Here is a 14,141-nt window from a genome sequence, read left to right as displayed (position 1 = left end):
CAGACATGCACGACCATCCCCTCATCCGCGCTCTGCCGCCCGAGCTCGCCCGCCGCCTGCAATCCCTGCGCCAGACCGGCGGCCGCCTCGTTCTGGTGGCGGATGCATCGGGCCTGCCGGCGGCTGAACATCAGGCACTGGAGCAGGATTACAAAGCACGCCTTGCGCAGCAGCCGGGCGTGACCGAAGTGCACGTTGCCCTCACGGCGGAAAAGCCGCGCCGGCGCATGATCGCGATCGGCTCGGGCAAGGGCGGGGTGGGCAAATCAACCCTGACCACCAACCTTGCCGTCGCGCTCGCGCGCAGCGGCCGGCGGGTCGGGGTGGTCGACGCGGACATCTACGGCCCGTCGCAGCCGATGCTGCTCGGCACGGCCAGTGCCAAGCCGGAAAGCCAGGGGGAACGGCTGGTGCCCGTACCCAGCCGCTGGGGTGTGCCGGTGCTGTCCATGGGGCACCTGATCGCGCCCGGCCGGGCGATAGCCTGGCGCGGACCGATGGCGGGCAAGGCACTGGCGCAGCTGTTCGATGCGCAGTGGGGTGATACGGACCTGCTGCTGGTGGACCTTCCGCCGGGCACCGGCGACGTGCAGATCTCCATGCTGCAGAAGTTTCGGCCCGACGGGGCGGTGATCGTGTCCACTCCGCAGGATCTGGCGCTGATCGACGCCGCGCGGGCCGGGCAACTGCTGGAACAGGCGGGTGTGCCGGTCATCGGGCTGGTTGAGAACATGGCCGGCTACATCTGCCCGCATTGCGGAGAAGAAAGCGATCCGTTCGGGCGCGGCGGGATCGAGGCAGCGGCGCGGCGCATGGACCTGCCGTTTTTGGGCCGGGTTCCGCTGGTTCCCGCGATCCGCGAAGCCAGCGACAAGGGCGCCCCACCCGCAGCGCAGGATGGGGCGGAAGCCGCCGCCTTCGCCGCGATAGCGACAAGGCTGGGTGAATGGCTGGATCAGGTTTGAGGCACGCTGACAGCCGCCGCCGCGGGCCGCATGTGTCGCGCCGCGGCTTGCTGACCGGCGCGGCGGTCGGCGGCGGACTGCTGGTCGGCTGGCTTGCCTGGCCTAGCAGCGAAGCCGCGCCGCTGGTTCCCGGACCCGGCGAGCACGCGTTCGGGGCATGGCTGATGATTGGCCGCGACGGCGTCGTGACGGTGGCGGTGCCGCAACTGGAGATGGGGCAGGGGGTGACCACCATCCTGCCGCAGATCGTGGCAACGGAACTGGGCGCGGATTGGCGGCTGGTCGCGGTGCAGCCCACGCCCCCTGCCGGGGCATACCCCAATCTGCCGCTCGCTGCCGCGTGGGCACCCCTGTGGATGCCGATGGCCCCCGGTCTGGCGGGAGAGGCGGACAGCTGGCTGGCGCAGCGGTTCGCCCGCCGCACCGGCTTCAACGCCACGGCGGCGGGCACCACGCTGGCCGCCTATGAAGAACCATGCCGCCTGGCCGGCGCCACTGCGCGGGCCATGCTGGTCGAAGCTGCGGCCCGCCGCTGGGGAGTGCCAGCGACCGAGTGCCGGGTGGTGTCCGGCCGGGTGGTACATGGTGCGCGCAGCCTGCCGTTCGGCGCGCTGGCGGCAGAGGCGGCGGAACTGCCGCCGCCCGACGCCCCGCCGCTGGCGCCCGTGTCGCCGCAGGCTGCGGGCGATCCCGCAGTCATCCGCTATCCCCGGCTCGATCTGCCGGCGAAGGTTACCGGGGCCGCCCTGTTTGCCGGCGACGTCCGCCTGCCGAACATGCTGTTCGCCTCGATCCGCCACGGGCCGCCCGGACGGACGCGGCTGGCAGCATTCGACGCAGGGGCGGCGGGCGAAATCCCGGGGCTCGTGCAGGTGGTGCAGTCGCGCCGCTGGCTTGCGGCGGTGGCGGACACCTGGTGGGCGGCGGAACGCGCGCTTGACGCAATGCGCCCGCGCTTTGCCGGAGCAGTGCCCGCCGATAGCGCGGCCATGCACCGGACGCTGGAGAAAGCGCTGGCCAGCGAAGGCGAGGTTGTCGCCCGGTCTGGCGAACCGTTCACACCCGGCGATGGGGCGGAACAGACCGCGACTTACCGCATCGCCCCCGCCGTTCATGCGGCCATTGAAACCGCCAGTGCCACCGCGCGCCTCGCGAACGGGCGGCTGGAACTCTGGATGGCGGCCCAGGCGCCGGGCGCGGCCCTCGCGGCGGCGGCCAAGGCGGTGGGACTTTCGCCTGCCGATGCCGTGCTTTACCCCGTTTTCGCCGGCGGCAGTTTCGATGCCCGGCTTGATCACACCCACGCGATCGAAGTCGCGGTGATCGCCAGCCAGGTCGGCCGGCCCGTGCAATTGACGTGGCCGCGCCGGCAGGAGATGCTGGCCCTGCCGCCCCGCGCGCCCGTTCACGCCCGGCTGTCGGCGACCCGCGCCGGTGGCGGCGCGCGCATCGGCCGCTTCCATGCGCGCTACGCCGCGCCGCCATGGATGCGCGAAACAGGGCATCGCCTGTTTGACAACTACACTGCCGAGGCCGCGATCGAGGCGGCGCAGGGGGTCAGCGATCCGCTGGCTCTGGAAGGCGCGCTGCCGCCCTACGCGATCAGTCAGGCCGCAGTGGAACACGTGCCCGTCGCATTGCCGCTGCCCACCGGCAGGCTGCGCGGCAACGGGGCTGCGGTAACCGCCTTCTGCACCGAATGCTTCGTCGATGAACTGGCGGCGGCGGCGAACGTGGAACCGCTGTCGTACCGCGTCGCCATGCTGGGCGGGGAACCGCGCCTGGCTGCCTGCCTGCTGACGGTTGCGAACATGGCCAACTGGGATGGCGGGCAGCGGAACAGCGGACAGGGGCTTGCCTGCGTGCGGATGTCGTTGCCCGTCATGCAGGATCAGCCGGCCACCGGCTGCATCGCCTGCATCGCCGAGGTGCAGGCGGGCGAAGGAACCGTGCAGGTGCGCCGGCTGATTGCTGCCGTTGATGTCGGCCGGATCATCAACCCCGACATCGTCCGCCAGCAGATCGAAGGCGGGCTGATCTTCGGCATGGCAATGGCGCTCGGCGCTGCAGCGCGCTATGACGAAGGGCTGCCCGCGACCGACCGTCTGGCCGCGCTGAAGATCCCCTCTCTCGCACAAAGCCCCGAAATCATGCTCCAGTTCATTGATCAAACCGACCTGCCGCCGTTCGATCCGGGGGAACTGGGCGTCGCCGTCGCCCCGCCGGCGATCGCCAACGCCGTGTTCTCCGCCACCGGACAGCGGCTGCGCAGCCTGCCCCTGTGGGACAGCCGGTCATGACGTGGCAGGAACAGCGTTTGCCCGGCGAACATCCGGCCGTGCGTTCGGGCAAGGTAGGCGTGCTGCTGGTCAACCTGGGCACTCCTGATGCGGCAAGTCCCACGGCCGTAAAACGCTACCTTGCCGAATTCCTGTCCGATCCGCGGGTGATCGAGATACCGCAGATCGCCTGGCAACCCATCCTGCGCGGCATCATCCTGAACGTGCGGCCGCGCAAATCCGCCGCAGCATATCGCAAGGTGTGGACCGAACACGGCTCCCCACTGGCGGCGATCACGCGCGAGCAGGCGCTCCGGCTGGGCGAACGGCTGGCGCCCGACGGCGTTCTGGTCGACTACGCGATGAGATATGGCAATCCGTCCATTGCCAGCCGCCTGTCAGCCATGAAAGAGGAAGGGTGCGAGCGTATTCTGCTGGCGCCGCTCTACCCCCAATATTGCGCGGCCACCACCGCGACGGCTGTGGACAAGGCTGCGGATAGCTTGCGAAAAATGCGTTGGCAGCCGACGCTCAGGACGTTGCCGCCGTACCACGACGATCCGCTGTATCTGAACGCGCTGGCACAGGATCTGTCGCAGCAGCTCGATGTGTTGCCCTTCGCTCCCGAAGTGCTGTTGCTGAGCTTTCACGGCATGCCCGAGCGAACCCTGCACCAGGGCGATCCGTACCATTGTCACTGCCGCAAAACCGCCCGTCTGCTGGGCCAGATGCTGCACCGGCCGGAATTGCGCATCCAGACCACTTTCCAGTCGCGGTTCGGTCCTGCCAAGTGGCTCGAGCCCGCCACCGACGCGACCCTGAAGGCGGAAGCAGCGCAAGGCACCCGGCGGCTGGCGGTCGCGGCGCCGGGCTTTTCCGCGGATTGCGTGGAAACGCTGGAAGAGTTGGCTATCGCGGGCCGCGAACAGTTCGAGGAGGCCGGCGGCGAAGATTATGCGGTTCTGTCGTGCCTGAACGCCGGAGAAGCGGGAATGGCGATGCTGGAAGGGCTGGCGCGCCGCGAACTGGCAGGGTGGATTTAACGGCGCAGGTTATTTACACTGGCGTCAACAAGGAGTTTTGCCGATGGCATCCATTGCCTCGCCACAGGCCGCCGAGTTCACGCCGACCGACTGGCGCGTGTCGCATCCGCCCGAGGCGCTCGACCACATTCCCGGTGAAGCCGGCTATCCGATTATTGGTCACACCTTCACCCAACTGCGCGATCCGCACGCCTTTTCGCGGCGGATGTTTGCCTCTTACGGCCCGGTGTACAAGGTGCGCACGATGGGTTCGTGGCACGTCGCCCTGATCGGGGCGGAGGCGAACGAGTTGATGCTGTTCGACCGGGACAAAGTGTTTTCCAGTGAACAGGGGTGGAATCCGGTGCTCCACCGCCTGTTTCCGCGCGGGCTGATGCTGCTCGACTTTGACAAGCACCGGGCCGACCGGCGGGCGTTGTCCATCGCCTTCAAGCCGGAACCCATGCGTCATTATGCCGGCGCGCTGAACCGCGGCATCGCGGCGCGGGTCGAGGAGTGGGGCGGTGGTTCCATGCGGTTTTACCCGGCCATCAAGCAGCTGACGCTGGATCTGGCCGCTGACAGCTTCATCGGTCTGCCCTTCGGGCCCGAAGCGAAGAGGATCAATCGGGCCTTCGTCGACATGGTGCAGGCGTCGATCGCACCGATCCGCCGGCCGCTGCCCTTCACGCAGATGAAGCGCGGGGTCGATGGCCGGGCGTATCTCGTCGATTACTTCACTCGCGAGGCGGAACGGCGGCGCGCGAACGGCGGTGGGCAAGACATGTTCAGCCAGTTCGCCACGGCGACGGACGAAGAAGGCAATCTCCTGCCGGTCGACGAGGTGGTCGACCACATGAACTTCCTGATGATGGCAGCGCACGACACCATCACCTCCAGCGTGACGTCGCTGGTCTTCCTGCTGGCCAAGCACCCGGATTGGCAGGCGCAGGTGCGTGACGAACTGCTGGGGGTAATCGGTTCGCCGGGGGCTGACCTGGCGTACGAGGATCTGGGCCGGCCCGAACTGACGGAGATGGCGTTCAAGGAGGCGTTGCGGGTCATCCCGCCGGTGCCGTCCATCCCGCGCCGGGCGCTGCGGTCGTTCCAGTACGCCGGCTACACGGTTCCCGCAGGCGCGCGTGTCGGCATCAATCCGCACCTGGTTCATCACATGGAAGAACACTGGCCGGACCCGGAGCGGTTCGATCCGCTCCGCTTCACGCCGGACAAGGTGAAGGCGCGGCACAAATATGCCTGGGTGCCGTTCGGCGGCGGTGCGCACATGTGCCTGGGGCTGCACTTCGCCTATATGCAGACCAAGATTTTCATGGCCCATCTGCTGACCCGTTATCGGGTTGAAGTTGACCCCGGGTACGAGCCGGCGTGGCAGGCCTGGCCCATACCGCAACCGAAGGACGGCCTGCAGGTGACGCTGACGCCGCTCTAGCTGAAGTCGATCGCAATACCTTTTTCCACCCAGTCGCCGTAGCGGGTGGGGCTGAGATCGCGCGGCTCATCCTCGAGCGGGTCGATGGCGCGCGGCGCGGGTGGCGGATCGTTGGACCAGTGGGCTGGCTTGCGGAATGTTTCCGGCCGGGTCGTCGCGCGATTGGTCATGGAGAAGAAAATGTTGCCTCAGCCCGAGGGTTTCAATGCCCCGATCAACGCCTAAGGCGACAGGATGAGCGATATCCCCGGCCTTCCCGCGCGCAAAGCGGCTCTCAGGCTCCTCGATGCGGTTCTGCGCCGTGGCGAAACCCTGGAACAGGGTGGCGCGGCGGCGCTCAGCGGCCTGCGCCTGCCCGCGGACAAGGCGCTGGCGCGGGCAATTGCCGGAGAAAGCCTGCGCTGGCTTATCGACCTCGACCTGCTGATCGACGGCGCCACCAGGCAGCTGCTGCCGGACGATGCCAAGGTGCGGTTCGTGCTGCGCCTCATGCTGGCGCAGTGGCTGCGGCTGGCGATGCCGCCGCATGTAGTGATTGCAACCGCCCTGCCGCTGCTCGATGGCGGGCCGCGGCGCTTGGCGCATGGGGTGTTCGGCGCCCTGTCGCGGCAGGGTGCGCTGCTGCCGACCGCGCCGACGCTTCCGCCGGGCGTGCAAGCGCGCTGGGGCGAGCGGGCGGCACTGATCGCGAAAGGGCTGGCAGAGCCACCGCCGCTGGATTTGACATTGCGTGACAGCGAAGCAACCGCTGAATGGGTAGAGCGGCTTGGCGGCGCCAGCCTAGCGTGCGGCCATGTGCGGGTGCCGCGCGGTACAATGGTGGAACGCCTTCCCGGCTATGCCGAAGGCGCGTGGTGGGTGCAGGATCTGGCCGCTTCGCTGCCGGCCCGCCTGCTCGGCGCGGGGGGAGGCAGGCGGGTTCTGGACATGGCGGCCGCACCGGGCGGCAAGTCGCTCCAACTGGCGGCGTCGGGTTGGCAGGTCGTATCGCTCGACGCATCGCAGCGGCGGCTGGAGCGGCTGCGCGACAACCTGCGCCGGACAAAGTTATCCACAGATTTGATGTGCGCTGACGCGCTGACATGGGAAACGGAAGAACGGTTCGACGCGATTCTGCTCGATGCGCCCTGCACCGCCACCGGAACCTGCCGCCGCAACCCTGATGTTCTGCACCGGATCGGGTCCCGCCACATCGCTGAGGCAGCCGCGTTGCAGGCGGGCTTGCTGGCGCGGGCGACGAAGTGGCTGAAGCCGGGTGGACAGCTGGTCTATGCCGTCTGTTCGCTGGAATGGGAGGAGGGTGAGGCGCAGGCTGCGCGCGTAGGTTTGCCGGTGGAGCGGATCAGGGCCGACGAATTGCCGTCAGGGCTGACCCCGGCTGAGGCAGGCTGGATACGAACCGATCCTGGCATGTTGCCCGCAGAGGGCGGGCTGGATGGATTTTTCGTCGCGCGCTGGCGCAAGGACGCTTAGCCCTTCCGCAGACGCAAAAAAGGCCTTCCTTGCGGAAGGCCTTTGCAACTTCGGGTCTCAGGCTGCGGCGAAGTCTACTGTGGTGCCGGCACCCCAAAGCCACTCCCAGAAACCGCCCAGAATAATTCCGTGAAATCTTTTCATGTTCAAAGCTCCCCTGCTTTTTGGAGCCTTAACTCTATAGTAACCCTAACAGGGGGTAAACGGCGTTAACCTCAGCCTTCCTGTGCCAGAACCTCAGCCGCCAGCAGGGTGCGCAGGTCGTCGATCGCCAGCGGGGGCGCGAGTGCGAAGCCCTGCACCGCGCTGCAGCCGAACGACTGCAGGGCGGCAAATTCTCCCTCCAATTCAACACCTTCTGCAACCACGGTGACATTCATGTCGACACCGAGCTGGCAGATGGAGCGGACGATGCGGCAGCCGCGATGCTGGTCCAGGACCTTGCTCGTCAGGCTCCGGTCGATCTTCAGCTCGCTCACGGGGTACATCATCAGCGCATCGAATGTCGCGGTCTTCACACCGAAATCGTCCAGCGCCCAGGCAACGCCCGATTCGCCGATCTTCGCCATGACGGCAGCCGCGCGTTCCGGATTGGCGATTCGCCAGGTTTCGGTAATTTCCAAAGTCAGGCGCGTGGGATCAAAACCGGTCGCGCGGATTGCATCCTGCACCAGCGGGGCAAGGCGTTCGTCCTGCAGGCTGATCGCCGAGATGTTCACCGACAGGCGCAGCCCGCCGGTTGCATCGTTCGCCAGCAGCAGGCGCATGCTTTCGGTCAGCATGAGCCGTGTCAGGCGATCCATCCGCCCGGCCTGTTCGCACTGGTCGATGAACCAGTCGGTCGCGATGGCGCCCCGCGCCGGATCGTTCCAGCGGACCAGCGCCTCGACCCCGGTTATGCGACCGCTTTGCGCGCAGAACTGCGGCTGGAACACCGGATAGATGTGGCCGGCGTCGATCGCGCGGTCGATCTTGTGCTGGATCGACAGGTTCCAGAGACGCTGTTCTTCCTCGGCATAGGTCACAAACACAATCGGTTCGTCCGCCTCGTTCGACCGGGACGCCGCCTTGCGAGCCGAGGCGATCTTGCGCGCCAGCGACTGGTCCGCGCTGGCATTCACGCCGAACGTCACCTTGATGTCGATGAGCAGCTGACCGATCTCGACCGGCTCGTAGCACAGTTGGCGGATCCCGGTGAGGTGGTCGGTCAGTTGCTGCCGGCCCATGGCGGGGATCAGCCAAGCGAAATAGCCGTTCCCCCCATAGTACAGGCTCCGGCTCTCGTCGGCCACCCGCAGCCGGTTGGACAGCGTCTTGAGGTAGGCCGGATGCAGCTCTTCGGGAAGGGTGGCGAGAACGTCGTCGAAGTTCGGTATCCGCGCAACGATGACGCCGTGCTTGGTCGCCTCGCCGTGGGTCATCGTGCGTTCCAGCGCGCCAAACGTTTCCAAGCCTGTGACCTGGTCGACCGTGGCGCCTTTGCGGCGAACCCGCCACCACCCGCGCAGGCCCGCGTAGATTAACAGCATCAGCGCGCCTGCGCTGAATGCGGCGCGCATGTTCCATGCGATTGTGAGGTAAAGCGCGCCGCCGAAAAAGAGGACAGTGCCGCAGTAAAGAAGAGCGCGGCGTTTACCGGAGATGATACGTGTAGTCGCGAAAAGAACGGCAAGCAGAGCTACAGGGAGGAGCCAGAAGAAAATAGATTTTGGAACACCGCCCTTTAGCGTCTCCGCTGCCAGAATGGTGATAAAACTGGTAGGTACGCGATAACGACCAGGAATATCTACCGAAGTTGAAAGCTGATAGCCGAGGTTACCGATGACAACAGACTTCCCCCTGAAGTCGGGTACTCCGTCTTCGCGCAGGTAGTCGTGGGAACTTACAGTTGTGATGCTTCGCGTGTTGTAGCGGTAGTCTATCAGAAATTTGGGATTGGACGCCTGGGCGTCAGCCAGTACTGTCGCTAGCGCATCCTGACTAATACCTTCGACATCCAAACGAGCATAGGCCTGCCAAGCATAGCCTAAATAATTGACCCAGCGTCTGTTAGGAACCTGAGTTGCGGAGCCCGCTATGTACGGGTCGGTAATCTCAAACCTGCTTCCACCATTCAGGTCGTCCACTTGCCTCTGAACGAGAAGGATTTTGTCGCCGTGACGTGCGATCGCGTCTCTGAGCGCCAGATCTGCTTCAGCCGTTGAACGGCCTTGCACCGGCACATCCAGTACAACACGCTTCGGACCGGCCTCTTGGAGCCTATCAAGCACGTGGGCCAAATTGCGCCGCGCTTCGGGCGTGTTCAATGCTGCGGTTTCCCGGCCAAGGCCGACAAAAACGATGTCGCCGGACGGCTCCTTGTCCACCATCCGCATCTGCACGGTCCAGATCAGCTGGTCGAGCGGGTCTAGGAGGGATGACGCGCCCAGGGCCAGCGCCGCGAAAAAGGCGATGGCCAAGTGCCGCAGCCGGATGGCGGCCGGACTGCTGCCCTTCGTGTCATCGTCGGCGAAATCCAGGCGCGGCTCGTCCCCGGCTGTCAGCCGTTCCCACAGATCCTTCAGACGGGCCTTGGTTACCGCTTTTCGCATTATCCGTTTCAGGCATGTACCGTGCCAAACCTTGCGAAGAGCATGGGGGAGATTGGTTAACGAACGATTGAGGCGGCCAAGCGAGCGGCGGTCAGATGCCCTCTGTTCCGGCCGCCCTGCGCAGCCGTTCGCGTGCCTCCGTCTCGCCGATCAGCGGCAGCAGCTCGCCCATGTCCGGCCCATGCGGTTTTCCCGTCAATGCGAGGCGCAGGGGCAGGAACAGCGCCTTGCCGGTGCGGCCGGTCGCCTGCTTCATGGCGGTGGTCAGCGTCTTCCATGGATCGTCGCCCCAGTTGAGCGCGGCAGCGGCCTTCGCGACGAACGCCCGGTCCTCGGCCGACAGATCCGGCAACGCGACGGGCCCCGTCACCAGCTGCCACCACTGCGCCGCCTCGTCCAGCCGCGACACGTTCGGCCGGACCGCATGCCAGGTTGCCTCGTCCATTCCCGCTGGCAGCCGCTCGGCGACTGCCGCGAAGGGCAGTTGGTGGAGGATGCCGCGATTGACGCGTTCGAGTTCTTCCATCGCGAAGCGGGCAGGCGCGCGGCTGAAAGTCGACAGGTCGAAGCTGGCCAGCAGCGCCTGCCGGTCCGCCACCGGCTCCACCGGCAGCGAGGTTCCGAGCCGGGCGAGGAGGGCAACCACCGCCTCCGGCTCGATCCCGGCGGCGCGCAAGGCGTCGCAGTCCATCGAGCCGAGCCGCTTCGACAGCTTGCCTTCTGCGCCGACGAGCAGCGCTTCATGTGCGAATGCGGGTGGCGGGGCATTCAGAGCCTCGAAGATCTGGACCTGCAGCGCGGTGTTGGACACATGATCCTCGCCGCGCAGAACCTGCGTCACGCCCATTTCGACATCGTCGACGACACTGGGCAGCATGTACAGCCACGACCCGTCCGCGCGCCGCACCACGGGGTCCGACAGCTGCGCCGGATCGAACTGCTGCGGCCCCCTGATACCGTCCTGCCAGGTGATCGGCCGGTCGTGATCCAGCAGGAAGCGCCAGTGCGGGCGGATACCGGCCGCCTCCTTCTCGTGCCGCTCCCCTTCGGACAGGCCGAGAGCCGCACGGTCGTATAGTGGCGGCAGGCCGCGGCCGAGCAGGATCTTGCGCTTCAGCTCGAGTTCCTGCGCCGTTTCATAGGCCGGGTAAACGCGTCCGGCGTCACGCAGACGGACAAATGCGGCTTCGTAGATGTCCAGCCGGGCCGATTGCCGCTCCTCCCCGTCCGGTTCCAGGCCCAGCCAGGCGAGATCGCGCCGAATGGCAGCGACGTATTCTTCGCGGCTACGCTCCGCATCCGTGTCGTCGATGCGCAGGTGGAATTGGCCGCCATTCTTTCGCGCCAGCATCCAGTTGTGCAGCGCGGTGCGCAGGTTGCCGACGTGCAGGCGGCCGGTCGGCGAGGGAGCGAAGCGGGTAAGGGTCATTGCCGGCCTGCCGATAGCGCAGCCGCGTCGAAGCCGCCAGAGCGGTCAGCCACGTTGCCGGTTGCGGGAACAATCGGCCATCCGTGGTGTAGGTGAGACGAACAAGCGGGGAAGGAACCTCAAAGTGGGACAATATCGCTTCAACGAAGCCCTGGCCACTCAGTGGCTGGAAAAAGGGCTGCTGATCGTCATCACGCTGCTGGTGACCTGGTTGCTGGCAAAGGCCGCCAAGTGGGCGTTCGCAAAGCTGGTTGATAATGTATCGTTCTTTCAGCGGCACAACACAGGGTCGGGCGACAGCATCGGTCAGTCGCTGGGCAAGCTTGTGGCGCTGCTCATCTGGCTGGTCGGGCTTATCATCGTCCTGCAGATCCTGAACCTTGGCCAGGTATTGCAGCCCGCGCAGAACCTGTTGGCGGGAATCTTCACCTTCATCCCCAACCTTATCGGTGCGGCGGTCATCTTCTTTCTCGGCATGGTGCTGGCGAAGATCGTGCGCGATATCACCGTGACCGGGCTACAGACCTTCGATTTCGACCGGTGGGTCAGCCGGGGTGGCGGCGAGACGCTGACCGGCAATCCGCGGCTCAGCCGGACGATCGGCAACATCTTTTACGCCTTGATCGTGATCTTCTTTGCCATCATGGCGCTGGACGTGCTCGACATTCGGGCCGTGTCGCAACCCGCCAGCAACATGCTGCGGCTGATCCTCAACGCCATTCCGCTGATCGTCGGGGCGGCGATCCTGCTCGGCATCGGCTATCTCATCAGCCGCTTCGTGGTGGAGCTGATCAAGAACATCATGGTGGGTCTGGGCGCCGACCGGGCTTTTGGTTCAACCGACCTGCTGCCGGGCAACGTCACCCTGTCGGACGTCGTGTCGCGGGTGGCGCAGATTGCCATCATCCTGTTCTTCGCCATCGCGGCGACGCGGTTGCTCAACTTCCCGGAACTCACGCTGATCCTGGGCGAAGTGCTGACGCTTGGCGGACAGGTCATCTTCGGCGCGGTGGTCATCCTGTTCGGGTTCCTGCTCGGCCGGATGCTCGCCCGCATGATCGGCGGGGCAGAGGAAACGGGGCTGGCCGCACTGGTGGTGAAATGGGCCACCATCTTCGTCTTCACCTTCATGGGCCTGCAGTTCACCGGCATCGGCGAGGACATCATCCGCATCTTCTTCGGCGCGCTGGTGATCGGCGCGGCGGTGGCGGGGGCGCTGGCCTTTGGCATCGGCGGGCGCGAATGGGCCAGCCGCAAGCTGGAACAGATGGATAGCAAGGTGAAGGAGCAGGCGGAAAAGCCGGCTTCCCCCTCCACCATCGGGCGTCCGGCGGGGGCGACCGCGACCAGCGACACCCCCGTCAGCGGGCGGCCCGGCGCGGGAACGGACAACGACCCGCTGCCACCCGGCGCATGATTGTCAGCGCCTGACCGGAACTTTACGGGGCGCAGGGTGACATACACCCTGCGCCCCGCTTCCATGTCCGATGTGCCCGACCTTGCCCGACTGGGCCGCGCCAGCTTTGTGGCGGCCTTCGGACACCTCTACGATGATGCCGATCTCGCCAGCTTTCTGCGGGAGGTGTACGCCGGCGACGTGATTGCCCGGGAGGTGTGCGACCCGACCCGCGCGTACCGGCTGGCGTGGGACGCAGATCGGCTGGTCGCCTTCTGCAAGCTGTACTGGCCCAGCCCGTTCGCTCACCATTCGGATGCTGCCAATCCGATCTGCCTTGGCCAGCTTTACGCCGATCCGGCCTGCACGGGGCAGGGGGTCGGCGCATTGCTGATGGACTGGGCGCTAGAGTTTTCGCGGGCGGCATGCCACGACGCGGTGCAGCTGTCGGTTTATTGCGACAACACGGGTGCGCAACGGTTTTACGCCCGCCACGGCTTTCGCAAGATCGCGGATGTCGATTTCTGGGTGGGCAGCCACCGCGACGATGAATACCTGTACGAACTCAGGATGGACGGCGTCTGCTAACCTGTCGCCACGCGGTCCGTGGCGGCGCCCCGCAGAGCCGGCTCTGCGCACCCCCCTTTGCAAACGCGCCGGTCGCGGCCCGCGGGCGACCGGCAAATCACCACCTGCGCGTTAGGGATGAAGCGGTGGCCGCTTAGTCCCGTTTGCCGGTCCCGCTGTTCTGGTTTGCCGTGTCGGTGTTGCTGCGGCTGGCCTCGTCGGAGTTGTCCTGCTTGCGGTTGCCGCCGACGTCTTCCTTTTGCCACTGGTTGAAGTCGCCCTTCTTCTTTTGATCGGTCATGCACGTTCTCCTTCGTTAACCTAACCAGAAGGGACGCCGCGATGTTCCTTGAAAAAGGCGAGTACGCCAGATTGCTCAAGCCGCGCGTGGCTGCAACGCGCGGAACTCCGCGATCACGTCACCAGGCATTGCCCACCGCGACCGCGCGCTCCTCCGCCGTGCTGCTGTCGCGGCTTAGCACCGCGTTGCGGTGGGGGTAGCGACCGAACCGGGCAATCATCCGGTGGTGCGAGCGGGCAAAGTCCCAACCAAGGCGGCGGGGTAATTGCGCGAACAGGCGCAGGGACAGGCGTTGATCGCAGATGTCTTCGCTGTGCATCAGCGGCATGTACAGGAACTGGCGTTCGGAAAGCGTCATGCTGTGGTCCCAACGACGCCGCAGCACCGCCTTTGTGATCGCCAGCGCGAGCGGGTCGGTGGCGAATGCTGCGGGTGTGCCGCGAAACACGTTCCGGGGCACCTGGTCGAACAGCAGCACCGCGGCCAACGCACCGCGCGGGCTGTCGAGAAAGCTGCCCGCAGGCTGGCTGCGCAGCATCGCGTGCCAGCGGGCAAAGCGGGCGCGGATCGCCTCGTCCACCGCGGGGCCGCCGCCGAACCAGTCGGCGGGGCCAAGCTTGTGGAACCAGAAATGATGCAGGTCGGCCGCCCACCCCCGTCGCGCCATC

At 66.2% G+C, this 14,141-nt stretch carries 12 protein-coding genes; 7 read left to right on the top strand and 5 right to left on the bottom strand.

Going from position 1 to position 14,141, the window contains the following annotated elements:
• Nucleotides 1-5: 5 nt before the first annotated feature.
• From LHJ54_RS02085 to LHJ54_RS02070, 4 genes are read left to right on the top strand one after another with little or no spacing between them, the layout of a single operon-like run.
• The gene (locus tag LHJ54_RS02085; RefSeq protein ID WP_228242278.1) at nucleotides 6-965 is read left to right on the top strand and encodes an Mrp/NBP35 family ATP-binding protein; all 960 of its coding nucleotides are present in this window, start codon (nucleotides 6-8) and stop codon (nucleotides 963-965) included.
• A complete protein-coding gene (locus LHJ54_RS02080; protein WP_228242276.1) occupies nucleotides 947-3,265 on the top strand; it encodes a molybdopterin cofactor-binding domain-containing protein in 2,319 nt (772 codons plus the stop codon). The genes LHJ54_RS02085 and LHJ54_RS02080 overlap by 19 nt, the downstream gene beginning before the upstream one ends.
• Nucleotides 3,262-4,287: a ferrochelatase gene (gene hemH, locus LHJ54_RS02075; protein ID WP_228242274.1), complete on the top strand. Its 1,026-nt coding sequence runs from the start codon at nucleotides 3,262-3,264 to the stop codon at nucleotides 4,285-4,287. Before LHJ54_RS02080 ends, hemH begins: the two co-directional genes overlap by 4 nt.
• Nucleotides 4,288-4,330: 43 nt before the next feature.
• Nucleotides 4,331-5,716 (top strand): cytochrome P450, encoded by a 1,386-nt coding sequence (locus LHJ54_RS02070; RefSeq protein WP_228242272.1) that lies wholly within the window; start codon nucleotides 4,331-4,333, stop codon nucleotides 5,714-5,716.
• On the opposite strand, the gene LHJ54_RS02065 is transcribed toward LHJ54_RS02070, so the two are convergent.
• Nucleotides 5,713-5,886 carry a DUF1674 domain-containing protein gene (locus tag LHJ54_RS02065; RefSeq protein WP_228242269.1) on the bottom strand — a complete coding sequence of 58 codons (174 nt, stop codon included), beginning with the start codon at nucleotides 5,884-5,886 and terminating at the stop codon, nucleotides 5,713-5,715. The genes LHJ54_RS02070 and LHJ54_RS02065 overlap by 4 nt on opposite strands.
• A gap of 64 nt (nucleotides 5,887-5,950) precedes the next feature.
• On the opposite strand from LHJ54_RS02065, the gene LHJ54_RS02060 reads away from it, so the two are divergent.
• Nucleotides 5,951-7,189 carry an RsmB/NOP family class I SAM-dependent RNA methyltransferase gene (locus LHJ54_RS02060; protein ID WP_228242266.1) on the top strand — a complete coding sequence of 413 codons (1,239 nt, stop codon included), beginning with the start codon at nucleotides 5,951-5,953 and terminating at the stop codon, nucleotides 7,187-7,189.
• A gap of 215 nt (nucleotides 7,190-7,404) precedes the next feature.
• Here the strand turns inward: LHJ54_RS02060 and LHJ54_RS02055 are convergent, their stop codons facing one another.
• Nucleotides 7,405-9,780 (bottom strand): EAL domain-containing protein, encoded by a 2,376-nt coding sequence (locus tag LHJ54_RS02055; RefSeq protein ID WP_228242258.1) that lies wholly within the window; start codon nucleotides 9,778-9,780, stop codon nucleotides 7,405-7,407.
• 91 nt (nucleotides 9,781-9,871) lie between these two features.
• Nucleotides 9,872-11,209 (bottom strand): glutamate--tRNA ligase, encoded by a 1,338-nt coding sequence (gene gltX, locus LHJ54_RS02050; RefSeq protein WP_228242256.1) that lies wholly within the window; start codon nucleotides 11,207-11,209, stop codon nucleotides 9,872-9,874.
• 124 nt (nucleotides 11,210-11,333) lie between these two features.
• On the opposite strand from gltX, the gene LHJ54_RS02045 reads away from it, so the two are divergent.
• Nucleotides 11,334-12,626, top strand: a complete 1,293-nt coding sequence (locus LHJ54_RS02045) for a mechanosensitive ion channel (protein ID WP_228242254.1) — start codon at nucleotides 11,334-11,336, stop codon at nucleotides 12,624-12,626.
• Nucleotides 12,627-12,662: 36 nt separating this feature from the next.
• Nucleotides 12,663-13,193 carry a GNAT family N-acetyltransferase gene (locus tag LHJ54_RS02040; protein WP_228242252.1) on the top strand — a complete coding sequence of 177 codons (531 nt, stop codon included), beginning with the start codon at nucleotides 12,663-12,665 and terminating at the stop codon, nucleotides 13,191-13,193.
• A 133-nt stretch (nucleotides 13,194-13,326) separates the two neighbouring features.
• Here LHJ54_RS02040 and LHJ54_RS02035 read toward each other — a convergent pair whose 3' ends face one another.
• Both LHJ54_RS02035 and LHJ54_RS02030 read right to left on the bottom strand, forming a co-directional pair.
• Nucleotides 13,327-13,473, bottom strand: a complete 147-nt coding sequence (locus LHJ54_RS02035; RefSeq protein ID WP_228242251.1) for a hypothetical protein — start codon at nucleotides 13,471-13,473, stop codon at nucleotides 13,327-13,329.
• Nucleotides 13,474-13,591: 118 nt separating this feature from the next.
• Nucleotides 13,592-14,140: a DUF924 family protein gene (locus LHJ54_RS02030; protein WP_228242250.1), complete on the bottom strand. Its 549-nt coding sequence runs from the start codon at nucleotides 14,138-14,140 to the stop codon at nucleotides 13,592-13,594.
• Between the last annotated feature and the right edge of the window lies 1 nt (nucleotide 14,141).

This window comes from Porphyrobacter sp. GA68, from assembly GCF_022605525.1.
GTDB lineage: Bacteria > Pseudomonadota > Alphaproteobacteria > Sphingomonadales > Sphingomonadaceae > Qipengyuania_B.
This window is presented reverse-complemented; position numbering and strand designations above follow the sequence as displayed.

Excerpts from the sequence above, each read along its gene's own strand:
- LHJ54_RS02085 (WP_228242278.1), top strand. The coding sequence starts at position 6 with ATGCACGACCATCCCCTCATCCGCGCTCTGCCGCCCGAGCTCGCCCGC.
- LHJ54_RS02080 (WP_228242276.1), top strand. The coding sequence starts at position 947 with ATGGCTGGATCAGGTTTGAGGCACGCTGACAGCCGCCGCCGCGGGCCG.
- hemH (WP_228242274.1), top strand. The coding sequence starts at position 3,262 with ATGACGTGGCAGGAACAGCGTTTGCCCGGCGAACATCCGGCCGTGCGT.
- LHJ54_RS02070 (WP_228242272.1), top strand. The coding sequence starts at position 4,331 with ATGGCATCCATTGCCTCGCCACAGGCCGCCGAGTTCACGCCGACCGAC.
- LHJ54_RS02065 (WP_228242269.1), bottom strand. The coding sequence starts at position 5,886 with ATGACCAATCGCGCGACGACCCGGCCGGAAACATTCCGCAAGCCAGCC.
- LHJ54_RS02060 (WP_228242266.1), top strand. The coding sequence starts at position 5,951 with ATGAGCGATATCCCCGGCCTTCCCGCGCGCAAAGCGGCTCTCAGGCTC.
- LHJ54_RS02055 (WP_228242258.1), bottom strand. The coding sequence starts at position 9,780 with ATGCGAAAAGCGGTAACCAAGGCCCGTCTGAAGGATCTGTGGGAACGG.
- gltX (WP_228242256.1), bottom strand. The coding sequence starts at position 11,209 with ATGACCCTTACCCGCTTCGCTCCCTCGCCGACCGGCCGCCTGCACGTC.
- LHJ54_RS02035 (WP_228242251.1), bottom strand. The coding sequence starts at position 13,473 with ATGACCGATCAAAAGAAGAAGGGCGACTTCAACCAGTGGCAAAAGGAA.
- LHJ54_RS02030 (WP_228242250.1), bottom strand. The coding sequence starts at position 14,140 with ATGGCGCGACGGGGGTGGGCGGCCGACCTGCATCATTTCTGGTTCCAC.